Genomic DNA, 22,779 nt, shown 5'->3' on the forward strand with positions numbered 1-22,779 from the left:
CGCCACGGCGCGTCAGCCGATCGCGCTGGCTCCGCCGGCGGAGCAGACGTGCGACAGCGCGGTATCGAGTGCCTGCGTCTGCGTGGAATCGTAGCGGGTGAGCGTCTTCCAGTTCGCGATGCTGCGCGCGAGCCGCGCCTGGCAATCGGGCGCCGCGCGTAGCGGGGCGACCTGCGCGAGACCGGTCAGCATTTTCTGCGTCAGCCGATCGAGCGCCGGCCGCGTGCTGGTCGCGAGATCGGGCGGTGTGCCTTCCGGCGGCCGCGTCGTGCGCCAGGTCGCGAACAGTGCATTCTGCACGTCCTTGCTCGCCGTGATCTGGTCCTCGAAGAACGTACGGGCGAACGCGGGATCGATGCCGGCCTGAACGGCGCGCTGTTCGACCGCCGTGAGCAGGGCCGCTTCGCGCGGCCGGTCCTCGATGGCCTTGTGATTCGCCCATTTCCAGCGCGCGACCGGTTCGGCGAGCGCGAGGCGCTGCGACGCGAGCGCCACGATGTTGGTGAGGGCGGTGTCGTCGCCGTCTGCCCGGGCGGGATGCGGAGACGAAAGGAGGGCGACGCCGAGCGCGGCGACAGCGAGGCTGGCACGAATGGCTTGCTTCATCGGAACGATCGGGAGACCCGGGCGGGCCGGACGTGGAAAACCAGAAGGATAGACGAAGACAGTCGCGCGGCGTAGCGTCGCGACAGGAGAATCAGCAGGCGAGCTGATCCGGCACCGTCAGGCTGTTGCGGCCCGTGTGCGAGGCGAATTGCGCGCGAAGCGCACGGATGAACCGCACGATAGCGATGATCGACACGTGGCGGTTACAGAACCGAACTGACGTTCACTTCGGCGAGTACAGCTTGTGCTGCTCGTCGAAGAATGCCCGAACGTGCTCGGGCAGCTCGGCGAGGAATTCCACGCCGACGGGTTCCGGATCCGGGCTCATCACTTGCTCGGGCGGTGGCATGCGAGTGGGTCTTTCGTCCATGATCGTTTCTCCAGCAGGTTCAATGATTATCAACCTCGCGCTCGGATTTATGCCAGCGGCGAATCGTTAGATTTTGTCTCTGTTGTATTAACGGCACATGCGCTCCGGCGCGCGGTGCGATGCCCGGTATTGCACGCTGCACGATCGGCAACAATCGGGCCGCTTGTTATACTTGCGCGCACTTTTTCCTGGACCGCGATGAGACGAACGACGCGATGGATCGGCCTCGTATGGCTGGCGCTGGTACTGAACGTACTGTCGCCCGTCGTCGGCTACGCGCGTCTCGCGTCGAGCGGCTCCGGCGCGCTCACGCTCGAGTTGTGCAGTGCAGCGGGCGCCCGTCAGGTCGTGCTCGCACAAGCGGGCGACGACCGCGACACGTCGTCGTTCGACCATGCCGGCGTCCCGCACTGCGTGTACTGCCCCGGCTTCGCGGCGAACGTCGCGCTGGGCACGAGCCTGCCCGCGATGCCGGGCTTCGTGCGGACGTTCGCGTATCGGGTGGCCGCGCCGGTCGTTCCCGATGTACCCCGCAAGGGCATCCGTCTCGCGCAGCCGCGCGCCCCGCCTGAAAACCTCCCGATCTGATTGATGTCGTCCGCGCGCCCTGGTGGCGCGCGAGCCGCCCGTGGCCCCGGTCCGCGCGTCGCGTCGTTCGTGCGCGGCTCGCGCACCCGTGTCCGGCGGCGTCCGATCACGTTTTCAGGAATTCACTCATGTCGTCTACCTTTGCCGCGCGGCCGTCGCGCGGCCGGCTCGCGCTCGCATGCGCGACCGCTTTCGCATGGCCGGCCGCTCACGCGGCTTCGACCGACGATGCACGCGCCGAGGCCGCCCGCGGCGGCGGCGCCGATCGTTCCGCCATCGCCACGCCGGCTTCCGCCGGTGTCGCGGCATCGGCCACACCGGCCGGCGACACGCTGAGCGCCGTCAGCGTGACCGCGCAGCGGCAACCGGTCGACCCGGATACGCCGGCCGTCGTCACGTCGATCACCCGCGAGCAGATCGATGCGCACACCAACGTCACCACCGAGGACGCGCTGAAGTACGCGCCGAACCTGATGGTCCGCAAGCGCTACATCGGTGACCGCAACAGCATCTTCGCGGGCCGCGACTTCAACGAACTGCAGAGCGCGCGCGGGCTCGTCTATGCCGACGGCGTGCTGCTGTCGAACCTGCTCGGGTCGAGCTACGCGTACCCGCCGCGCTGGTCGCTGATTCCGCCCGACGACATCGCGCGCGTCGACGTGCTCTATGGCCCCTTTTCCGCGCTGTATCCGGGCAATTCGATCGGCTCGACCGTGCTGCTCACCACGCGCCGCCCGGAACAGCTCGAGGCGTCGCTGTCGACGCAGTTTTTCACGCAGCGCTACCACGACGGCTACGGCTTTGCCGATAGCCTCGGCGGCAATCATCAGACCGCGCGGATCGCGAACCGCGTCGGCCGGTTCTGGTTCGCGCTGTCGCTCGACCGGCTGGAGAACAACGGCCAGCCGATGCAGTATGCGAGCCCCGCTTCGGCCTACAACCCGAGGCTGGGCGCCGCCGTGCCCGTGACGGGCGCCGCGACCGACATCGGCCCCAACGGCAAGCCGCGGACCATCGTCGGCGCGCAGACGATCGAGCGGACCGAGCAGCTCAACGAGACGGTCCGGATGGGCTATGCGTTCACCGATCACGTCGATGCGACGCTGACGCTCGGGCATTGGGAGAACCATTACCGGCAGCACGGCGAGACCTTCCTGCGCGATGCGACGGGCAATCCGGTCTACGGCGGCAACGTGTCGATCGGCGGGCAGAACATGACCGTCGCGCCGAACGCGTTCGCGCCGCAGCGCGGCGACCAGGAGAACTGGCTGTACGCGCTCGGGCTGAACGGCCGGCTCGATTCCGGCTGGCGGTTGTCGGGCGTGGTATCCGCGTACGACGTGTCGCGCGACGTGCTGCGCGCGGCCTCGACCGTGCAGGGTGGGGCAGGCACGCTGTTCCAGGGCGACGGCACCGGCTGGCGCACGCTCGACCTGAAGGCCGAGGCGCCGGAAGTGAAAGGCCATACGTTCACGTTCGGCTATCACTACGACAACTACTTCCTGCGCAACGTCACGTATAACACCGCCGACTGGCTGGCCGGGCCGACCACGTCGCTCGCGAGCGTCTATCGTGGCGACACGCGCACGCAGGCGCTGTTCGGGCAGGACGCGTGGCGCTTCGCGCCGGGCTGGCTCGCGACGCTCGGGCTGCGCTACGAGCGCTGGGATGCGTACGGCGGCGCGCTCGGCAATGCGAAAGGCACGCTCGGCTATGCGGACCGGAGCGCGAATGCGCTGTCGCCGAAAGTCGCGTTGCAGTGGGACGCGACGGAGGTCTGGCGCTTCCGGCTGTCGTTCGCGACCGGCACGCGGTTTCCGACGGTCGGCGAGCTGTTCCAGGGCACGATTTCGAACAACGCGATCGTCAACAACAACCCGAACCTGCGGCCCGAAAAGGCGATCGACTGGGATTTCACGGCCGAACGCGACGTGGGCGTCGGCGTCGTGCGCGCCAGCGTGTTCCAGAGCGACCTGCGCGATTCGATCTACAGCCAGACGACGGCGTCGGGCGCGACGACCGTCACCAACATCTCGAACGTCGACCGCGTGCGCGTGCGTGGCGTCGAGCTCGCGTTCAGCGGCGAGAACGTCGGGCTGCGCGGGCTCAACCTCGACGCGAACGTGTCGGCGAGCAACGCGCAGATCCTTGCCGACGCCGCGAACCCGGCCTACGTCGGGTCGCGTTTCCCCCGCATTCCGCGCATGCGCGCGAACCTGCTCGCGTCGTATCGCTTCGACGAGCACTGGCTCGCGAGCGTCGGCGTGCGCTACTCGGGCCGCCAGTACAACACGCTCGACAACAGCGACGTGAATCCGGACGTCTACGGCGGCACGAGCTCGTTCACGGTCGTCGATCTGAAGGCACGCTACCGCTTCGATCGTCACTGGACCGCGTCGGCCGGCATCGACAACCTGACGGACCGCCGCTACTACACGTTCCACCCGTATCCGGGCCGCACTTTCTATGGAGAACTGAAATGGTCGCTGTGAGATCGTTCGCGGCGGGCTGCGCGCTGTGGCTCGCGGCGCTCTCGACCGCCGGCGCGCATGATGCGTCCAGCGTGGCGAAAGCCGCCGATCCGCACGCCGCGCACACGAGCATGCAGGCGACGCCCGCGCAGCAGAAGCAGCCGCTCGCGACGGGCGCCGCGTTCGATACGCGTCATCGGCTGTGGGTCGCATGGGTCGAAGGCGCGCATGTCGTCGTCGCGCATTCCGACGACGCCGGGCGCACGCTGTCCGCGCCCGTCACCGTCAATGCGATGCCCGAGCCGATCTACACGAGCGCCGAGAATCGCCCGAAGCTCGCGACGAGCCCGGACGGGCGCGCGGTGTACGTGTCGTGGTCGATGCCGCTCGATGCGCCGTACACCGGCATGGTGCGCTTCTCGCGCTCGCTCGACGGCGGCGCGACGTGGAGCGTGCCCGTGACCGTGCATCGCGACCGGCAGGCGATCACGCACCGCTTCGACATGATGGCCGTCGATCCCGCCGGCAACATCGCGATCGCATGGATCGACAAGCGTGATCTCGTCGCGGCGAAGGCGGCCGGGCAGACGTACGAAGGCGCGGCCGTCTACTACGCGGTGTCACGCGACGGCGGCGCGTCGTTCGACCCCGAGCGCAAGGTGACCGACCACACCTGCGAATGCTGCCGGATCGCGATGGCGATCGATCCGGCCGGGCGCATCGAGGCCGTGTGGCGCAACGTGTTTCCGGGGCAGATCCGCGATCACGCGCTCGCGGTGCTGCCCGTATCGGCGTCCGAGCCGGTCCTGCCCATACGCGCGACGTTCTCGAACTGGCACGTCGAGGCGTGCCCCGAACACGGGCCGGCGCTCGCGATCACGCCGGACGGCACGCGACATGTGGCGTGGTTCGGCGTCGTCGACGGTCGCGCCGACGTGTTCTATTCGCGCATCGGCGCCGATGGCCAGCCGCGCGGTACACCGTGGGCATTCGGCGCGAATCCCGCGGTGCCCGGCGAGCAGGCGTCGCATGCGGCGCTCGTCGCGCACGGCGACGTCGTGTGGCTCGCTTGGAAGGCGTTCGACGGCGACACGATGCAGATCAAGCTGCGTCGGTCGGATGACCGCGGCGAGCACTGGTCGGCGCCGCGCGTGATCGCGTCGACGGCGGGCGCGAGCGACAACCCGCAATTGCTCGACGATGCGGGCCGCATCTACCTGTCGTGGCGCACGCGCAACGACGGCTATCGGCTGATCGCCGTGGAGGGAGTGCAATGAAGCGGCTGATGGCATGGCTCGGCATCGTGCTCGCGAGCCTGCCCGCATGGGCGGGCGGCGGTGCATTGCAGCCGTTGCGCGCGGCGGACGTCGCGCGCCTGTACGCGGCGGCGCGCGAGCGGCCGCTGGCGGTCGAGATCTGGTCGCTCGATTGCGGATACTGTCGCGAGAACGCCGCGCATCTGGTCGCGTGGCAGCGCCGTCATCCGGGCGTGCAGCTCGCGATGGTCGCGATGGATGCGTACGACGACAACGGTGCGGCGATCGCGCAGGCGCTGGCGCAGATGAATCTGCCGCCGCAGGTCGCGCAGTATGCGAACGCGGAGCCGATGCCCGAGCGGCTGCGAACGGCGCTCGATGCGGGATGGCGAGGGGAGATGCCGCGCACCGTGTGGATCGGGTGCGAGGGCGTGCGTGACGCGCGCAGCGGCTTGCTGACGGCCGACGTGCTCGACGGCTGGCTGCAGCACGCGAAGCGGTGACGCATCGGGCCGGCGCGCGGCGAACCGGCCGCGCGCCGGCCCGATGCGAAAACGCGCCCGAAGGCGCGTGGAGAGAAACGTCAGGCCGCTCGCCTGAATAGCCGGATCACGAACAGCAGGATCACCGCGCCGATGACCGCGACGATCACCGAACCGATGAAGCCGCTGCCGATGCTGATGCCGAGCAACCCGGCAAGCCAGCCGCCGATCACCGCGCCGACAATCCCGACGATGATGTCGACGATCAGCCCGAAGCCGCCGCCCTTCACGAGCAAGCCGGCAAGCCAGCCGGCGATCGCGCCGATGATGAGCCACATAATCAAGCCATGAGTCATGGTGGTCCTCTCCTTGGGTTGAGTCGAAATGACCGCGTACCGGCCGCCGCGCGCCGCAAGCTGGTTGAAAGCGGCTGCGACCGCCGCGCCGCCCACGCAATGTAACGCGATAGACGGGTCAGAATCGTTAAGTAATGTTATGCACCCTTAAGCAGATTTTCCAGGTGATTTGTCTGCGTACGGCACGATTCGTGCGCATGCGACGCATGGCGAAATGAATTTGTAAGAATCGGGTCGCCGCTGCGGCTGATCGGTCGAACGCGTTATCTCTCGTGCGTCGTCGTGGACAGGGTGGCCTCCGGCAGTCCATCGGCTGCGTCGGCGATCAGCCGCGCGACGGTCGCGGCATCGTCGATCGCCTCGATCGACAGCAGCGCCAAACGGGCGAGGAAGAGCGACGCATCGGCTTCACCGATCCGGGTCATCGTGTGGCACAGAGCGGTGTAGAGCGTGTCGCGTTCGGTGTCCGTCATCATGCGGTCTCCTGAAGATCGGTTTCGATCGAGGCGTGCGGATGGAGCGCGCGATCGAGTGCGGCGCTCACGTCGTCGGCCCGCGCATCGTGCCAGCGGCCGAGCACGTGCCCGTCCGGACGCACGAGATAGACGGTGCCGTCGCGTGCGCCGTACATGTCGAACAGCCGCCCGTCGTCGTCGTGGCCGCGGCAGGCTGGATGCCGCACGGTCGCCGCATGCCGGGCGAGCGTGACGAGCGCGAACGGTATGTGCGCTGCCTGCAGGCGTGGCTCGAGCGCGGCGAGCGATGGATCGGGCACGCTGTCCGCCGTGAAGCAGAACGCGGTGAAGCGCGGCGCGACGAGATCGGTCAGGTGGCCGCGGTGCGTATCGTCGCCATGCGCCCCGTACAGCGTCAACGGACACTCGGGGAGCACCGTGCCGGGCGCCGGGCCGGCCGCGAAGGTGTCGCGTTCGGCCGTGTTGAGCGGCGACCTGGCATACGCGATGGCCGATGTCTGGCGCGGGTTGATCAGCGAACGCAGTGCCGGATGCCGGACCGCGAGCGTCAGCACGGCCTTGCGCATCAGCGCGAACGCAAACGACGGCGGCGCCATGAACTCGGTGCTCTTCGTGCCGTAGCGCAGGTTCTCGTGCGCCGCGAACACGCGCTCGTCCGAGTAGCTGTCGAGCAGCGCGTCCGACGCGATGCCGCGGATCACGTACGCGAGCTTCCACGCGACATTGTCGGCATCGTCGATGCCCGAATTCGCGCCGCGTACGCCGAAGATCGGCACGAGATGCGCGGCATCGCCGCAGAACAGCACGCGGTCGTGCCGGTAGCGTTCGAGCGTCAGCGCGTTCGCCTTGTAGATCGTAATCCAGATGGGCGACCACGCGCCGCGCTCGCCCATCATGTCGAGCAGGTCCTGCACGCGCGGGATCACGTTCTCCGGCTTCACGGCCGCTGCGGGATCCTCGTCGTCACACAACTGGTAGTCGATCCGCCATACGTTGTCGGGCTGCTTGTGGACGAGCACGGTGGAGCCCGGATTCGACGACGGATCGAAGTAGGCCAGGCGTTCGGTCGGCCGGTCGCTGTCGAGCGCGATGTCGACGATCACGTAGCGGCCCTCGTAGGTCGTGCCGCGCAGCGACAGGCCGAGCGCGTCGCGCATCGTGCTGCGGCCGCCGTCGCACGCAACGACCCAGTCGGCATCGAATGCGTAGCCGCCGAGCGGCGTGTCGACGTCGATGCGCACACCGTCCGGCAGCCGCGTCACGCCGGTCACCTTCGTCTGCCAGCGGATCTCGATCAGGTCGGGCTGGCGCAGCGCGGCATCGAGCAGGAATTGTTCGATGTGATATTGCGCGAGATTCACCATCGGCGGCAGCTTCTGGTTCGCGTCCTGCGGCATCGTGAAATGCAGCACTTCGTCGCGCCGGTAGAAACTGCGGCCGCCGGTCCATGGCAGCCCCGTGCGCAGGAAATCGTCGAGCGCGCCGAGCCGCTCGACGATCTCGAGGCTGCGGCGCGAGATGCAGATGGCGCGGCTGCCGTGGCAGACCGAATCGTCGGCTTCGATCAGCACGCTGCGGATGCCGTGATTCGCGAGGCCGAGCGCGACGGCGAGGCCCACGGGGCCGCCGCCGACGATCGCGACGCGATGCCGGCGCGTGTCGATGCCGCCGTCACGCTCCGGCAGATGCGCGGGATGGCGCTCGGCGACGAACGGGTAGGGCTTGAAGTCGATATCCATCGTTGGCTTCCAGGGTGGTCCGGTTCGACGTGCCCGCATCGGTGAAGCGATGTGGGCAGCTGGTCGATCCAGTATGGAAGCCGGTCGTGCCGCCGTTGTCCCCATTTCGGGTACGGCGGCGGTCGCGCTACGCCCGGTGCGAGCCGACGCGTTTCAGGGCTGCATGCACAGCGCGAACAGTTCTCGCTGGCTCGAAATGCCGAGGCGCCGATACGCGCGTTTCTGATAGGTCACGACGCTCGACGCCTTTACGCCCATCGTCTCGCCGATGTCATGCGCGGTCTGGCCTTCGAGCACGCCGCGCAACACGTCGAGTTCGCGCTTCGACAATGCCGGGCACGCATGACGCAGTCGCGCGAGCATGCGTTGCGGGATGCCGATCTGCGCCGCGCCGGCCAGCGCGTAGTGATGCTTGGCGGCCTGCGCGATCAGCGGCGCGAGCGCCTCGATCGTCGCGATCTCGCGCGGCTGGAATGCGCCGCTGCGATGCGCGCGATACAGGTTGATCGACAGCCAGGTTGCATCGTCGGGCTGCATCAGCAACGCGAGCCGGTCGGATACGTCGGGGCCGCGATAGCACGCCGCGCGATACGCTTCGTGATCGATTTCGTCGCCGGCCTGCTGGTGCAGCAGCACGCCGTGCCGGTGCGTGCCGCGCCGGGCGGCCGAGACGATCGGCTGGTTGCCGTCGAGTGCGTAGAAGTGTCGCGCGTACGTGTCGGCGACGTCGCGCAGATAGCGGCCGCCGCGATGATCGGCGACGGACAGCGTGCGCGGGCGGTTGCCGAACTCGTACGCGAAGATCGTGCACTGCGTGATCGACAGTGCATCGTCGAACAGCCTCAGGATTTCGCCGGCGAACGCGTCGGGTTCGTTGCCGCCGATCGCGGCGACGAGGCGCGTCGCGCGGGACACGTCCAGTTGCGCGGAGAAAGTCGGTCGCTCGAGACGCCAGGTGCGCATGGTGCGGGGAGAGGGCGGAATGGTCCGGCGATTGTAATCGGCGGGACGCGGCGCGGGAGTCGGGAGATGCCCGCAAACGAGGGTGAGTCGGAAAGCGGACGGGCGCACGATTTCGGCGCCGGAAAATAGAAAAGGTCTGACAAGCGATGCTTGTCAGACCTTTATGTCTTGGTGCCGGAGATAGGAGTCGAACCTACGACCTTCGCATTACGAATGCGCTGCTCTACCAACTGAGCTACACCGGCAGCAGAGAAATGAAATTATATGGTGAAATCCGCGATCTTGGCAATAGGTTTTGCGAATTTTTTTCAGCTTGCTGCGGCTGCTTCGCGAAACCCTCGATCCGGCGGACTTTCCGCTTTCACTTCACTGCGATGCAACCCGTTAGGGCCACATCGCGAAGGCGCGATTGTACTGATGTCTCGCACCCTCGTCCAGTGCTGCAGTGCAATTATTTTGCTTCGTCGTGATAGCCGGTCACGCGCTCGACTTCGTTCTTCGAACCGAGGAACACGGGCACGCGCTGGTGCAGGCCGGTCGGCTGAACTTCCATGATGCGCTGCGTGCCGGTCGTCGCGGCGCCGCCTGCCTGTTCGACGATGAACGACATCGGGTTCGCTTCGTACATCAGGCGCAGCTTGCCCGGACGATCGGGCGTGCGCTTGTCGGCCGGGTACATGAAGATGCCGCCGCGATTCAGGATCCGGTGCACGTCGGCCACCATCGACGCGATCCAGCGCATGTTGAAGTTGTCGCCGCGCGGGCCGTCCTTGCCGGCGTTCAGCTCGTCGACGTAGCGCTTGACCGGGTCGTACCAGTGGCGCGCGTTCGATGCGTTGATCGCGTATTCGCGCGTGTCGGCCGGGATCTGCATGTTGCTCTGCGTGAGCACCCACGAGCCGACTTCGCGGTCGAGCGTGAAGCAGTTCACGCCGTTGCCGGTCGTCAGCACGAACACCGTCTGCGGGCCGTAGACGGCGTAGCCGGCCGCGACCTGCTGCGTGCCGGGTTGCAGGAACGATTCCTCGGTCGCCTGCTTGCCGTCCGGGCAGCGCAGCACCGAGAAGATCGTGCCGATCGACACGTTCACGTCGATGTTCGACGAGCCGTCGAGCGGATCGAACACGAGCAGGTATTCGCCGCGCGGGTAGTTCGCCGGGATCGGGAAGAACGTTTCCATTTCTTCCGACGCCATCGCGGCGAGGTTGCCGCCCCATTCGTTCGCGTCGAGCAGGATCTCGTTCGACAGGATGTCGAGCTTCTTCTGCACTTCGCCCTGGACGTTCTCGCTGCCGGCGGTGCCGAGCGCTTCGCCGAGCGCGCCCTTCGACACGTTGTAGCTGATCGCCTTGCACGCGCGGGCGACGACTTCGATCAGCAGGCGCAGGTCGGCGGGGAGGTTGTTGGTCTCACGTTGCTGTTCGATCAGGAACTTCGACAGCGTGGTGCGGCGGGCAATGGACATGACAGACTCCGAAAGGCCAAAGAATCCTTGAATGGCCGCAATTTTACCCGTCGCGCCTCCGGTGCCGCCGGCTTTTTTCGTCCGGTTACATGGCCGGGTGGCCGAAGCGGCGCGGTATCGGGCGGCGACGCCGGGCGGGGTGCGCCTCGCCGCGGAGGCCGCCCGAGCGGTCCGACCCCGCGAGCGCGTGCGGTTGCAGCCGTGCTCGTGCAATAAAAAAGCCGGCGCCGCGTGAGGCGGCACCGGCTCGATCGCGCGGACGCGACAGGTCGAACGCGCAAGTTACGCGAGCGCCTTCTCGACGATCTCGCGCACGTCACGCGATTTCGCGCCGGCCGCGACCTGTTCGAGCGCTTCGCGCATCCGGTCGCGCAGCGCCGGTGTGAAGCGGCGCCACAGTTCGAGCGAGCGCGCGAGGCGTGCGGCGACCTGCGGGTTGATCGCGTCGAGCGCGAGCACCTGTTCGGCCCAGAACGCGTAGCCCGAACCGTCCGCCGCGTGGAATTGCGCGGGATTGGCCGCGCAGAAGCTGAAGATCAGCGAGCGCGCGCGATTCGGATTCTTCAGATTGAACGCCGGGTGCGCGAGCAGCTTGCGCACCTTCGCGAGCGTCGGCTGCGCGGGCGTACCGCGTTGCGCCGCCTGCATCGCGAACCACTTGTCGATCACGAGCGCTTCCTTCTCGAAGCGGCGGTAGAAGTCGTCGAGCGCGTGCTCGGCCGGCCCGTTCGCGCCCGCGGCGGCCGCGGACAGCAGCGCGCCGAGCGCAGCCGCGCGATCGGTCATGTTGTTCGCCGCATCGTACTGGGCCGTGGCGAGGCGTACCGCATCGGCCGGATCGTCGAGTTCGGCCAGATACGCGAGCGCGAGGTTCTTCAGCGCGCGGCGGCCCGAGGCTTCAGGCGTCGGCTCGTAGGCGCCGGGCGTCTGGTGCTGCTCGTACGTAGCGAGCCAGTCGGCGCGCAGCGCGGTCGCGAGCTGGCGGCGCACGAACTGGCGCGCGCGATGCACGGCGGCCGGATCGGCCTCGGCCATCTGATCGGCGAGATAGGTTTCCGACGGCAGTGTCAGCGCGAGTTCGCGGAACGCCGGCGACAGGCTTTCATCGGTCAATACGCGGCGGAACGCGGCGACGAAGTTCTCGCCGAGCGTGAGCGGCGCGTTGGCGGCCGCCCGCGCGGCGAGCGTCAGCAGCGCGCGCGTCGCGAGGCGCTGGCCGGCCTCCCAGCGGTTGAAAGGATCGCTGTCGTGCGCGAGCAGGAACGCGAGATCGTCGTCGCTGTAGTCGTACTCGACGATCACCGGCGACGAGAAGTTGCGCAGCAGCGACGGCAGCGGCGCTTCCGGCACGTCGACGAACGTGAAGGTCTGCTCGGTGTCGGTGAACTCGAGCACGCGCGTCGTGCCCGATGCGGCGGCTTCGCCGTCCAGACGCAGCGGCAGGTCGCGGCCGTCGCGGCCGATCAGGCCGATCGCGAACGGGATCAGGAGCGGCCCTTGCTGCGTTTCGCGCGCGGCCGGCGACGCGTCGCCGTAGCCCTGCGCGAGGGTGATCGTATAGCGGCGCGCGGCCGCGTCGTACGCGGTGCGTACCGACACGCGCGGCGTGCCGGCCTGGCTGTACCAGCGCTCGAACTGCGCGAGGTCGCGCCCGTTCGCGTCGGCCATCGCGTGACGGAAGTCGTCGCAGGTCACCGCGTGGCCGTCGTGGCGCTTGAAGTAGAGATCCATCCCCTTGCGGAAGCCGTCGCGGCCGAACAGCGTCTGGTACATCCGCACGACTTCCGAGCCTTTCTCGTAGACGGTCATCGTGTAGAAGTTGTTGATCTCGACGTAGCTCTCCGGGCGCACCGGGTGCGCCATCGGGCCGGCGTCCTCCGCGAACTGCAGCTGGCGCAGCACGCGCACGTCCTCGATGCGCTTGACCGCGCGGGCCGCCGATTCGACCGCGTCGCCCGCGGCCATGTCGGCCGAGAACTCCTGGTCGCGGAACACCGTCAGGCCTTCCTTCAGGCTCAACTGGAACCAGTCGCGGCAGGTCACGCGGTTGCCGGTCCAGTTGTGGAAGTATTCGTGGCCGACCACCGATTCGATGTTCGCGAAATCGGTGTCGGTCGCGGTCTCGGGGTTCGCCAGCACGTACTTCGTGTTGAAGATGTTGAGCCCCTTGTTCTCCATCGCGCCCATGTTGAAGTCGCCGACCGCGACGATCATGAAGCGGTCGAGATCGAGCTCGAGGCCGAAGCGCTTTTCGTCCCAGCGGATCGAGTGGATCAGCGAATCCATCGCGTGACGCGTCTTGTCGAGATCGGCCGGTTCGACCCACACCTGCAGCAGCTTTTCCTTGCCGGAGCCGGTGGTGATCGTTTCCTCGATCGCGACGAGCTTGCCCGCGACCAGCGCGAACAGATAGCTCGGCTTGCGGAACGGGTCTTCCCATTTCGCGAAGTGGCGGCCGTCGGGCAGGTCGCCCGAATCGACGAGATTGCCGTTCGACAGCAGCACCGGGTACGCGGCCTTGTCGGCACGCAACGTGACGACGTACGACGCCATCACGTCGGGGCGGTCGAGGAAGTAGGTGATGCGGCGAAAGCCTTCGGCTTCGCACTGCGTGAAGAAGTTGCCGCTCGACACGTAGAGGCCCGACAGCGTCGTATTCTGGTCGGGGGCGCACGCGCTTTCGAGCGTCAGCTCGAATGCCTCGGGCACGTTCTCGACGGTCAGCCCGTGCTCGTGCGCGCGCACCGCGCCGTGCGGTGCGCCATCCAGCCGCGCGCCGAGGAATTCGAGCGCCTCGCCCATCAGTTCCAGGTGTGGTGCGGGCGCGGCATCCGGATTGCGGCGCACGCGCATCGTATTCCTGACGATCGTGCGGGCCGGCGCGAGATCGAATTCGAGTGCGACGGAATCGATGAGGAAGGCCGGCGGCGTGTAGTCGGCGCGGCGGATCACGGTGGAGGAGGCGTTGTCGGACATGGTCGTCGAGATCGGTGGAGTGGGGGACGGGCCCGTCGCGCGGGCCAGGCGAACCGGGCCATTGTACAAAGGCTTGCGGCTGCGTGTCGGGCGAACTTTTTACCGCTTCCGCCAGTCCGCGTATTATCGGCATCCCGTTGTGGTTCGCGCGGTGCGACGAACGGGTGACGGATCGACGAGGATCAACATGAAACGCGATTGGATTTTTCGCGGTGCGGGCTGGGCGGCGGCGCTGTGCGTCGCGCTGCTGACCGGCTGCACCAGCTACGTGACCACCCAGGTCACGGCCTTCTCCGACTGGAGCGGCAGCGACGCGACGCGCACCTATGCGTTCACGCGCACGGACGCGCAGAAGAACAGCATCGAGCAGTCGACCTACGAGCCGATCGTCGCGAACGAGCTGTCCGCGTACGCGTTCCGGCAGGTGCCGCAGTCGCAGGCCCGCTATCTCGTCGGGCTGACCTATGCGGTCGGCAGCGATCTCGTGACGGTGCCGCAGCCGGTCTACTACGATCCGTGGTTCGCGCCCGGGCCGTACTGGCGGCGCGGGCCGTGGAATCCCTGGGGCCCGTGGGGGCCCTGGGGGCCGATGCCGGCCGGCTATGTCGCGCAGACGTACCAGGTGTTCGACTACATGCTCGGTATCCGCATCACCGAGCGCGCGACGGGCAAGGAGGTCTACAACGTGTCCGCGCGCACGACCGGCGACAACGGCACGCTGCTGTACGCGATGCCGTTCCTCGCGCGCAGCGCGCTCGCCGATTTCCCGTTGTCGAACGGCGCGGTCCGCTCGGTTCGGCTGCCGGTCGACAAGCGCGGCGGGCCGGCGGCGCCGGCCGCCAACGAGCGCGCGGTGCCGGCGGCGCCCGCCTCGGGCGCGGCCGTCGCGAAGTAAAGCGGCATCCACTCCGGCGCGGCCGCCCGGCCGCGCCGGCCACTTTCCTTTCCGTCAGACCCCGATACCCAGCAGCGCCAGCGCGCCGAGCACGACGAACAGCACGGCTGCGATCCCGTGCACGAGCTTCGTCGGCAGACGGTGCGCGAAGCGGTCGCCGAGCAGGATCGCCGGCACGTTCGCGAGCATCATCCCGAACGTCGTGCCGGCCACGACACCGATGTAGTCCTGGAAGCGCGCGGCCAGCGCGACGGTCGCGATCTGCGTCTTGTCGCCCATTTCCGCGAGGAAGAACGCGACGAGCGTCGCGCCGAACACGCCGAGCCGCGAGCGGGTCGCATTGGCTTCGTCCTCGTCGAGCTTGTCCGGTACGAGAATCCACAGCCCCATCGCGATGAACGAGAACGCGAGCGCCCAGCGCATGATCGACGGCGTGACGAGCGCGCCCAGCCATTCGCCGAGCGCGCCGGCGAAACCATGGTTGACGAGCGTCGCGACGAGCACGCCGAGAATGATCGGCACCGGCTTGCGATAGCGCGCGGCCAGCACGAGGGAAAGCAGTTGGGTCTTGTCGCCGATTTCAGCGAGGGCGACGGCGCCGGTGGAGATCAGGAAGGCTTGAGACACGAATGGGGTTCCGCGGGCCGTTGTTGTGCGTGCGAGCGACGATCCACCGCGCGCCGGGCCCTGATGCGGCGCGCAGTGAACCATCGGTCTCGCCAGGCCAACGTGGCTGCGTCCGCCATGGCCGAACGGCCAAGTCTGTTGACGGACGCCTCCGTCACGATGCGCGCCGGGGGCGCGGGACATCGAGCGGAGCGGCTACTCCCCAATGAGCGGCGCATTCTAGCACGGCGCGTTGCGCGCCGGAAAGCGGCCGGGCCGCCGTGCGGCGCACTGAAGCGGCTTCGATTGCCGACATGCACGGCGGCGAAGCTGCCGCGCGTGTCGGAACGTGCCGGCCGCGGGTCGTTACGCGGCGGCCGGGCGGCGCGCGGCGCCGCGTTCGTGCACGAGTTCGCCGGCCGCGTAGGTCCGGTATACCGCGCGGTCGTCGCCGAGCAGCGCGAACGCGAACAGCAGTTCCTCGAGCGACTCCGCGCGCTTCGTACGGCGCGCGAGCAGCGGCGTCGCCTGCGGATCGAGCACGACGAAGTCGGCTTCGGTGCGCGGCTTGAGCGTGCCGACCGTGTCGGCGAGGTCGAGCGCCTGCGCGGCGCCGGCCGTCGCGAGCCAGAACATCCGCGTGGCGGTCAGGTGGTGGCCCGACAGCCGCGCGACCTTGTGCGCCTCGTTCATCGTCTGCAGCATCGAGAACGACGTGCCGCCGCCGACGTCGGTCGCGAGCGTGACGGGCACGTCGTGTTCGCCGGCCTTGTCGAAGTCGAACAGCCCGCTGCCGAGGAAGAAGTTCGACGTCGGGCAGTGCGCGACGACGGTGCGCGTCTCGGCCATCCGGCGGCGATCCTCGTCGTCGAGGTGGATGCAGTGACCGTACACCGCGCGCGGACGCAGCAGCCCGTAGCGGTCGTAGATGTCGAGATAGCTGCGATGGCCGGGGAACAGCTCGGCCACCCATTTCACCTCGTCGACGTTTTCCGCGACGTGGCTTTGCACGAACACGTCCGGATGGCGGCGCGCGAGTTCGCCGCACGCCTCGAGCTGCGCCTCGGTCGACGTCGGCGCGAAGCGCGGCGTGAGCGCGTACATCTGGCGGCCCTTGCCGTGCCAGCGGTCGATCAGCTCGGCGCTGTCGTCATAGCCCGACTGCGCGGTGTCGCGCAGGAATTCGGGGCAGTTGCGGTCCATCAGCACCTTGCCCGCGATCATCCGCAGGTCGCGCGCGTCGCTTGCGGCGAACAGCGCATCGGCCGATTGCTTGTGCACCGTGCAGTAGACGAGTGCGCTCGTCGTGCCGCACGCAAGCAGTTCGTCGACGAAGAAGTCGGCGACTTCGCGCGCATGCTCGGGGTCGCCGAACTGGCGCTCGGTCGGGAACGTGTACTTGTCGAGCCACGGCAACAGGCCCGGCGCCGGCGACGCGATCATGTCCGTCTGCGGATAGTGGATGTGCGTGTCGATGAAGCCGGGCACGATCAGCTTGTCGCGCAGGTCGTGGACCACCGCATCGCGCGCGAGCGTCGCGGCGAGCGCCGCATACGGGCCGGCCGCGACGACCTTGCCGTCGTCGACGATCAGGAGCCCGTCGGTCTCGTGGTTCGCGGCCTGGCTCGATTGCGCCGGGTCGCCGTTGAAGGTCAGCAGCTGGGAACGGAAAGCGGTTTGCGTCATGACGAATGGTCCTGCATCAAGGTAAGGCGAACAGAAGAAAGCGATCGGCGCAGCACGGCGGCGGGACGGTGCGTCGCGAGCGGCATCGGCACGCGGCGTGCGGCGCGGCCGGCGGCGATGGCATGGGCGAACGTGGCGGCCGAAGCCGCCCGCAAGTGGTTGCCCGCGCACCTCGCGGCCGTTGCACCCGCATCCGGTGCGGCGGCGAACGGCACGGCAAGCCGCGACGGCCGGTGCGCACAAGCGCCGACGCACGGCGCCGTCGCGCCGCATGCACGCAGCCCACCGGCCCGGCGCCAGGCCGAGCCGGTGAGCGCGAAGCGGATGCCGTTGCCGTGTTTCATCTGTCTAGCGTTCCTCGATGCGGGCCGTCACGCGGCCTGCCAGTACGCGTCGAGGCGCGCGTACAGTGCGTCGCGCTGCGCCGGTTCGATGAACGACGCCTCGAAGCCGTTGCGAATCACCGCATGGACTTCGGCATCCGTGAGTTGCAGCCCTTCGGCCGTCGCGAAGTAGTTTTCATTGACGTAGCCGCCGAAATAGGCCGGATCGTCGGAGTTGATCGTCACCGCGACGCCGCGGTCGAGCAGCGCCTTCAGCGTGTGCTTCGCCATGTCGTCGAACACGCACAGCTTCAGGTTCGACAGCGGGCAGACGGTGAGTGCCGTGCGCGATCGGGCGAGGCGTTCGACGAGCGCGGCATCCTCGATGCTGCGCACGCCGTGGTCGATCCGGTCGACCTTCAGCACGTCGAGCGCTTCGTAGATGTAGGCGGGCGGGCCTTCCTCGCCCGCATGCGCGACGAGCTTCAGCCCGAGTGCGCGGGCCTTCTCGAACACGCGCGCGAACTTCGTCGGCGGATGGCCGAGCTCAGACGAATCGAGGCCCACGCCGATCAGGCGATGACGATAGCGTTCGAACAGCGGCAACGCGGATTCGAACGTCGCGAGCGCATCCTCTTCCGACAGGTGGCGCAGGAAGCACAGGATCAGCTTGCTCGACAGCCCGCGTCGTTCGGCATCGGCGAGCGCGCGCTCGATGCCCGCGACGACCGTCTCGATCGGCACGCCGCGCTCGGTGTGCGTCTGCGGGTCGAAGAACAGTTCGGTGTGGACGACGTTGTCGGCGAGCGCGCGTTCGCAGTACGCGGCCGTCATGTCGTAGAAATCCTGCTCGGTGAGCAGCACGCTCGCGCCGGCGTAGTAGATGTCGAGGAACGATTGCAGGTCGGTGAACGCGTACGCGGCGCGCAGCGCATCGATCGAGTCGTAGGCGAGCTTCACGCCGTTGCGCTGCGCGAGCGCGAAGATCAGTTCGGGCTCGAGCGAGCCTTCGATGTGGATGTGCAGCTCCGCTTTCGGCGCGCGGGCAATCTTGTCCTTGAATGTCGGGGTCATGGCGTCGTTCTTGGTCGGTCAGTAGGTAGGGGAAGCCTGCGCGGACGCATTCGCCTCGACGGCCTGCAGCAACTGCGCGGCCACCGAGATCGCGATCACTTCGGGCGCCTTGTCGATGATGCCTTCGACACCGATCGGGCAGCGCATCCGCGCGACCTGGGCCGGGTCGATGCCGATCGCGGCGAGCCGGTGATCGAACTGCACGCGCTTCGTGTGCGAGCCGGTCATCCCGAAGTACGCATAGTCGCCGCGTCGCAGGATGCGCTCGGCCAGCACGAAATCGAGTGCATGGTCGTGCGTCATCACGACGAAGTAGGACTGCGGCGGCGCGGCGTCGACCGCGTCCGCCGGGGACGCAGCCGCGTCGATCACGAGGTTGCCGATACCGGCGAGCGCGTCGGCCGGCGGGAACACCGCATCGGGCCCGTCGATCCAGCGCACCTGGCACGGCAGCGTCGCCAGCACCTTCACGAGCGCGGTGCCGATGTGCCCGGCGCCGAACAGCACGACGGGGAACGCATACGGCGCGATCGTCTCGGTCATCAGCGATACGCCGCCGGTTTCCCACAGCAGGCAGTCGGCACGCGCGGCTTCCGATTCGGGCTCGCTCAACAGCGGCGCGCCCGGCGAGGGGCCGAATGATACGCTACGCACGGTCGCGGCGCCGGCCGCGACGCGCTTCGCGAGCGACATGATCCAGCCGAGATCGCCGACGTCGAGCCGCTCGAACGCGAGCACCACGGCGCCGCCGCAGCACTGGCCGAGACTCGGGCCGAGCGCGAGCCGCTCGAGCCGGCGGGCGTGCGGCACGTGCGCGCCGTCCTTCAGCAGGTGCCGCGCGATCTCGATCGCCTTCCATTCCAGATGACCGCCGCCGATCGTATGGCGGGCCGTGTCGCGCGTGACGAGCATCTTGGTGCCGGCTTCGCGCGGCGCGGAGCCGTCGGTGTGCGCGACCGTCACGAGCACGGCCGCTTCGCCGTGCGCGAGCAGTTGCTGCAGATCGCCGAGCCAGGCTTCCATCAGCACGCTCCGTTCGGGACGACGCGGCACGACACGCGGCGCGGGCTGGCGGGCGCGGCGGCAACGAGGACGGACGGGAGCGGGGCCGGCCGGCTGCAGGGCCGATGCCGTGCGGTGGCCGCGGACTGACGGCGTGCGCGTGCGGCGCCGCCGGACGCGCGGACGCCATGAGGGTGACGGATGCGGATGGTTTGCGTTGTCATGATGAATCCAGTCGACATTGCGGATCGGGCGCGCGTTACGCAGGGAGCGGTGAGACCGCCTGGCCTCGCGCACGTAGATCGCCATCCAGTCCCGAAGATAGCATCGCCACGCGGCCGGAACATGGCCGGGCGGTGATCCGGGCTATCAGGAGGCGATCATGTCGATCATAGGCCCGCCGCGCGGGATCGGGGGACCGATGCATGCACATCGGGCCGAAACGCATGCGTGGCGGGGCGGGGGCGCGGCAATCGCGCGACACGCGCTCGCCCGGAAATCCAGGCGACGGCGGGGTAGGTGTTTACGCGCGGCGGCCGGGCAGGGCCGCCGGAGGCGTCGGCTGCAGCCGGGCGACGACTTGCCGGCGGCGCGCGGCCCGTTCGGCGGGGCCGCGCAGGCCATGGGCCAAAACGCGGCCGGCCGGTCAGCCCGCGAGCTTGCGGCGATGGCGCCAGAGGCTCGCGACGACCGCGACCAGGATCACGGCGAAGCCGATCAGCGCCCAGCCGGGCAGCAGGATGCCGAAGATCGGCGGGTAGACGGTCTCGCACAGCCCGGCGACCTTGAACATGCCGGGGAACCACTGCGCGGGCGGCAGGCTGTCGACGATCGGCTGCAGCGTGTCGAAGCCGCAGCTGAAGCCCGGATTCATCTGGATCGACAGGTGCCGTGCGGCCGTGCCGACACCGCCGGCCGCGGCGATCGCGATCAGCAGCTCGAGCACCCAGACGCCGCGCCAGTTGCGGATCCCGGCGGCCAGGAACGCGAAGATCCCGATCGCGCAGAAGAAGTAGCGCTGGATGATGCACAGCGGGCACGGGTCTTCGTTCTTCACGTACTGCAGGTACAGCGCGCCGGCCAGCAGGGCGATGCACACCCATCCGAGCAGCATCAGCAGGCGGCGTTCGCGGCGTAGTGCAAGCGTGTAGTCGTTCATGTCGGCGGGGTTCCTCGTCGGTCGGTCCGGAAAACAATCGCGCGATTTTAGCGCGAACGGTCTGGCACGAAACTGACAGCGCGCGTGCGGCACCCTGCCGCACCGCGCTCGGTCCGCCGACGATCGGCGGGCGCGGTCAGCGGATCGTGTTCAGCACGGCCTCGACCGACTGGCCGATCGCGAGCAGCGCGTCGTCGCGATGCGGCGCCGCCGCGAGCATCAGGCCGACCGGCGCCGCGTCGCGCGGATGGCACGGCAGCGACAGCCCGCACGCATCGAGGAAGTTGAACGCGCTCGGGTTGCGCAGGATCAGCGCGTTGGTGCGCGTGAACGCGTCGTCGTCCGTTTCGAGTTCGGCGATGCGCGGCGGCACGACCGGCACCGTCGGCGCGACGAGCGCGTCGAAGCGCGACCAGACCGTGTGCGCGGCTTCGTCGAGCATCGCGGCACGCGCGGCGAGCAGGTCGAGATAGTCGGCGGCGCTCGCGGGTTCGCCCTTCAGGATCCGCGTCAGCACGCGCGGGTCGTACTGGTCGCGGTGCGTGGCGAGCAGCGGACGATGCCACGCGTACGCCTCGATCGGCGAGAAGCCGAAACGGTTGATCTCCGGCAGCCGGTCGAGCGCGGGGAAGCGCACTTCGGTGACGATCGCGCCGGCGGCTTCCAGATGCTTGAGCGCGGTGTCGAGCGCGGCCGCGACATCGGCATCGACGCCGTCCGTCACGTAGTTCGTCAGCACGCCGAGCCGTACGCCTTCGAGCGGCCGGGCGGCCGGCACGTGCGGCTCGAGCCCCGCCAGCATCCGGTCGACGAGCGCGCAGCACGCGACCGTGAGGCCGATCGGGCCGAACGAGTCGAGCGTCGTCGACAGCGGCACGCCGCCTTGCGTCGGGATCCGGCTCGCGGTCGGCTTGAAGCCCGTGAGCCCGCACAGCGCGGCCGGGATGCGGATCGAGCCGCCGGTGTCGGTGCCGAGCGCGACGGCGGCCATCCCGTCGGCGACCGACGCGGCCGCCCCCGACGACGAGCCGCCCGAAATCCGCGCGTCGCCCGGCACGTCGCGGTGGTACGGCGAGCGCGGATTGCCGAAGTGCGGATTCAGCCCGAGCCCCGAGAACGCGAATTCGCTCATGTTGGTGCGGCCGACCAGCACCGCGCCCGCGCGCTTGAGCCGCGCGACGGCGACCGCATCGGTGCGCGCGGCCGGTGCGCCGTCGAGCACGCGCGAGCCCGCGCGCGTCACCTGGCCCGCGACGTCGAACAGGTCCTTGACCGATACCGGAATGCCCGCGAGCGGCGACAGCACGGTGCCCGCGGCGCGCAGCCGGTCGTGCGCGTCGGCGGCCGCGCGGGCGTTGTCGGCATCGACTTCGGTGAAGACGACCGCGCCCTGGCCCGCCGGATCGGCGATCCGGTCGAGCGCGGTGTCGACGAGCGCGCGGCTCGTGGTCCGGCCGGCGGCGAGGTCGGCGGCGAGCTGGGCGAGCGGGGGGAACGGCGTGAAAGTGGTCATGGCGGCTCAGGGGCGAAGATGTTGGACAAGCGTGGAGCGGAACGAATCGATGTGGCTTTCGACGGCTGCGCGCGCACCGGCGGCGTCGCGGGCGGACAGCCGGTCGAACAGCGCGCGGTGCTCGTGCTGGACGTCGGCGAGATGGTGCGGTTCGGACAGCGTGACGAACCAGAAGCGCAGCGAGCGCTCGTGCAGCGCGCGCAGGATGTCGGCGAGCACCGCATTGCGCGCGGCCGCGGCGATCGTCTGGTGAAACGCGCGGTCGAGCTCCATCATGCCTTCGACGTCGTGCGTGTCGACGCAGGCCTGCCCGTCGTCGAGCAGCGCGGCCAGGTGCGCGAGATCGTCGGATGTCGCATGGCGCGCGGCGAGTTCGGCGCAGTGCGCTTCGTTGATGCGCCGCACGTCGATCACCGCGACGATGTCGTCGAGCGACAGCGGCTGCACCATCAGGCCCTTGCGCGGCATCACGGACAGCAACCCTTCGAGCACAAGCCGATGCACGGCCTGGTGCACCGGCGTGCGGCCGATCCCGGTGCGCGCGACGAGGTCGGCTTCGTTGAGCGCGGCGCCCGGCTTCAAGCGCATCGTGATGATGTCGCGCTGGATCAGCGCGTACGCGCGCTCGGCAAGGCTGGCCGGCGATGCGGCGGGGCGGTCGCGTGCGACGTCGGTCAGCGTACTCATGCGGGCGGCGGCAGCGGGGCCGGAGGGGGCGCGATCATGACGCGGAGGCTCGGAAGGCGTGGACGATCTCTGGATATTATTGTGAT

At 68.7% G+C, this 22,779-nt stretch carries 21 protein-coding genes, 1 tRNA gene and 1 riboswitch; of the genes, 5 read left to right on the forward strand and 17 right to left on the reverse strand.

The features are described 5' to 3' along the window. Nucleotides 1-12: 12 nt before the first annotated feature. Entirely contained in the window at nucleotides 13-606 is a 594-nt protein-coding gene (locus tag DTA15_RS20965) for a chorismate mutase (RefSeq protein WP_006486628.1), read from the reverse strand. A gap of 223 nt (nucleotides 607-829) precedes the next feature. Continuing rightward, a complete protein-coding gene (locus DTA15_RS38640) occupies nucleotides 830-976 on the reverse strand; it encodes a hypothetical protein (RefSeq protein ID WP_009690993.1) in 147 nt (48 codons plus the stop codon). 198 nt (nucleotides 977-1,174) lie between these two features. Between DTA15_RS38640 and DTA15_RS20970 the strand changes: the two genes are divergently transcribed. From DTA15_RS20970 to DTA15_RS20985, 4 genes are all read left to right on the forward strand, one after another. Then, nucleotides 1,175-1,564 (forward strand): DUF2946 domain-containing protein, encoded by a 390-nt coding sequence (locus DTA15_RS20970; protein ID WP_006486673.1) that lies wholly within the window; start codon nucleotides 1,175-1,177, stop codon nucleotides 1,562-1,564. 128 nt (nucleotides 1,565-1,692) lie between these two features. Beyond that, nucleotides 1,693-4,056, forward strand: a complete 2,364-nt coding sequence (locus tag DTA15_RS20975; protein WP_006494161.1) for a TonB-dependent receptor — start codon at nucleotides 1,693-1,695, stop codon at nucleotides 4,054-4,056. Next, nucleotides 4,044-5,312 carry a sialidase family protein gene (locus DTA15_RS20980; RefSeq protein WP_012492882.1) on the forward strand — a complete coding sequence of 423 codons (1,269 nt, stop codon included), beginning with the start codon at nucleotides 4,044-4,046 and terminating at the stop codon, nucleotides 5,310-5,312. Before DTA15_RS20975 ends, DTA15_RS20980 begins: the two co-directional genes overlap by 13 nt. Further along, a complete protein-coding gene (locus DTA15_RS20985; protein WP_006485730.1) occupies nucleotides 5,309-5,794 on the forward strand; it encodes a TlpA family protein disulfide reductase in 486 nt (161 codons plus the stop codon). The genes DTA15_RS20980 and DTA15_RS20985 overlap by 4 nt, the downstream gene beginning before the upstream one ends. Nucleotides 5,795-5,874: 80 nt before the next feature. Here DTA15_RS20985 and DTA15_RS20990 read toward each other — a convergent pair whose 3' ends face one another. From DTA15_RS20990 to pepN, 7 genes are all read right to left on the reverse strand, one after another. Beyond that, complete coding sequence (locus tag DTA15_RS20990) at nucleotides 5,875-6,129, reverse strand: GlsB/YeaQ/YmgE family stress response membrane protein (RefSeq protein ID WP_006476609.1); 255 nt, start codon at nucleotides 6,127-6,129, stop codon at nucleotides 5,875-5,877. A gap of 263 nt (nucleotides 6,130-6,392) precedes the next feature. After that, nucleotides 6,393-6,605, reverse strand: a complete 213-nt coding sequence (locus DTA15_RS20995) for a hypothetical protein (RefSeq protein WP_006485726.1) — start codon at nucleotides 6,603-6,605, stop codon at nucleotides 6,393-6,395. Further along, a complete protein-coding gene (locus DTA15_RS21000) occupies nucleotides 6,602-8,344 on the reverse strand; it encodes an FAD-dependent oxidoreductase (RefSeq protein ID WP_006485723.1) in 1,743 nt (580 codons plus the stop codon). Before DTA15_RS21000 ends, DTA15_RS20995 begins: the two co-directional genes overlap by 4 nt. A gap of 153 nt (nucleotides 8,345-8,497) precedes the next feature. Next, on the reverse strand, nucleotides 8,498-9,307 hold the full coding sequence (locus DTA15_RS21005; RefSeq protein ID WP_006485728.1) for a helix-turn-helix transcriptional regulator: 810 nt from the start codon (nucleotides 9,305-9,307) through the stop codon (nucleotides 8,498-8,500). Between the two features lie 169 nt (nucleotides 9,308-9,476). Then, nucleotides 9,477-9,552: transfer RNA gene (locus DTA15_RS21010), tRNA-Thr, on the reverse strand. Nucleotides 9,553-9,758: 206 nt separating this feature from the next. Next, nucleotides 9,759-10,772 carry a class 1 fructose-bisphosphatase gene (locus DTA15_RS21015; RefSeq protein WP_006485729.1) on the reverse strand — a complete coding sequence of 338 codons (1,014 nt, stop codon included), beginning with the start codon at nucleotides 10,770-10,772 and terminating at the stop codon, nucleotides 9,759-9,761. Nucleotides 10,773-11,054: 282 nt separating this feature from the next. Then, the gene (gene pepN / locus DTA15_RS21020; protein ID WP_006485724.1) at nucleotides 11,055-13,748 is read right to left on the reverse strand and encodes an aminopeptidase N; all 2,694 of its coding nucleotides are present in this window, start codon (nucleotides 13,746-13,748) and stop codon (nucleotides 11,055-11,057) included. A gap of 187 nt (nucleotides 13,749-13,935) precedes the next feature. On the opposite strand from pepN, the gene DTA15_RS21025 reads away from it, so the two are divergent. Then, nucleotides 13,936-14,643 carry a DUF4136 domain-containing protein gene (locus tag DTA15_RS21025; protein WP_012492880.1) on the forward strand — a complete coding sequence of 236 codons (708 nt, stop codon included), beginning with the start codon at nucleotides 13,936-13,938 and terminating at the stop codon, nucleotides 14,641-14,643. A 54-nt stretch (nucleotides 14,644-14,697) separates the two neighbouring features. Here the strand turns inward: DTA15_RS21025 and DTA15_RS21030 are convergent, their stop codons facing one another. The 8 genes from DTA15_RS21030 to DTA15_RS21070 all read right to left on the reverse strand — a co-directional run bounded on the left by DTA15_RS21030 (nucleotide 14,698) and on the right by DTA15_RS21070 (nucleotide 22,693). After that, the gene (locus DTA15_RS21030) at nucleotides 14,698-15,270 is read right to left on the reverse strand and encodes a TMEM165/GDT1 family protein (RefSeq protein WP_006482044.1); all 573 of its coding nucleotides are present in this window, start codon (nucleotides 15,268-15,270) and stop codon (nucleotides 14,698-14,700) included. Between the two features lie 94 nt (nucleotides 15,271-15,364). Further along, nucleotides 15,365-15,493, reverse strand: a riboswitch (yybP-ykoY riboswitch). 122 nt (nucleotides 15,494-15,615) lie between these two features. Next, nucleotides 15,616-16,935: a guanine deaminase gene (gene guaD, locus DTA15_RS21040; protein WP_006482043.1), complete on the reverse strand. Its 1,320-nt coding sequence runs from the start codon at nucleotides 16,933-16,935 to the stop codon at nucleotides 15,616-15,618. Continuing rightward, on the reverse strand, nucleotides 16,932-17,279 hold the full coding sequence (locus DTA15_RS38880; RefSeq protein WP_034178293.1) for a hypothetical protein: 348 nt from the start codon (nucleotides 17,277-17,279) through the stop codon (nucleotides 16,932-16,934). The genes guaD and DTA15_RS38880 overlap by 4 nt, the downstream gene beginning before the upstream one ends. Before the next feature lie 27 nt (nucleotides 17,280-17,306). Continuing rightward, nucleotides 17,307-18,332, reverse strand: coding sequence for an adenosine deaminase (locus tag DTA15_RS21050; protein WP_006482041.1), 1,026 nt, complete (start codon nucleotides 18,330-18,332; stop codon nucleotides 17,307-17,309). An 18-nt stretch (nucleotides 18,333-18,350) separates the two neighbouring features. Further along, nucleotides 18,351-19,355, reverse strand: a complete 1,005-nt coding sequence (gene xdhC / locus DTA15_RS21055) for a xanthine dehydrogenase accessory protein XdhC (RefSeq protein ID WP_006482042.1) — start codon at nucleotides 19,353-19,355, stop codon at nucleotides 18,351-18,353. A 625-nt stretch (nucleotides 19,356-19,980) separates the two neighbouring features. Beyond that, the gene (locus DTA15_RS21060) at nucleotides 19,981-20,493 is read right to left on the reverse strand and encodes a disulfide bond formation protein B (protein WP_006489750.1); all 513 of its coding nucleotides are present in this window, start codon (nucleotides 20,491-20,493) and stop codon (nucleotides 19,981-19,983) included. A 136-nt stretch (nucleotides 20,494-20,629) separates the two neighbouring features. Then, nucleotides 20,630-22,006, reverse strand: coding sequence for an amidase (locus tag DTA15_RS21065; RefSeq protein ID WP_006496559.1), 1,377 nt, complete (start codon nucleotides 22,004-22,006; stop codon nucleotides 20,630-20,632). Between the two features lie 6 nt (nucleotides 22,007-22,012). After that, complete coding sequence (locus DTA15_RS21070) at nucleotides 22,013-22,693, reverse strand: GntR family transcriptional regulator (RefSeq protein ID WP_006491806.1); 681 nt, start codon at nucleotides 22,691-22,693, stop codon at nucleotides 22,013-22,015. Nucleotides 22,694-22,779 lie beyond the last annotated feature (86 nt).

Source organism: Burkholderia cenocepacia, from assembly GCF_900446215.1.
In the GTDB taxonomy this organism is placed as follows: domain Bacteria; phylum Pseudomonadota; class Gammaproteobacteria; order Burkholderiales; family Burkholderiaceae; genus Burkholderia; species Burkholderia cenocepacia.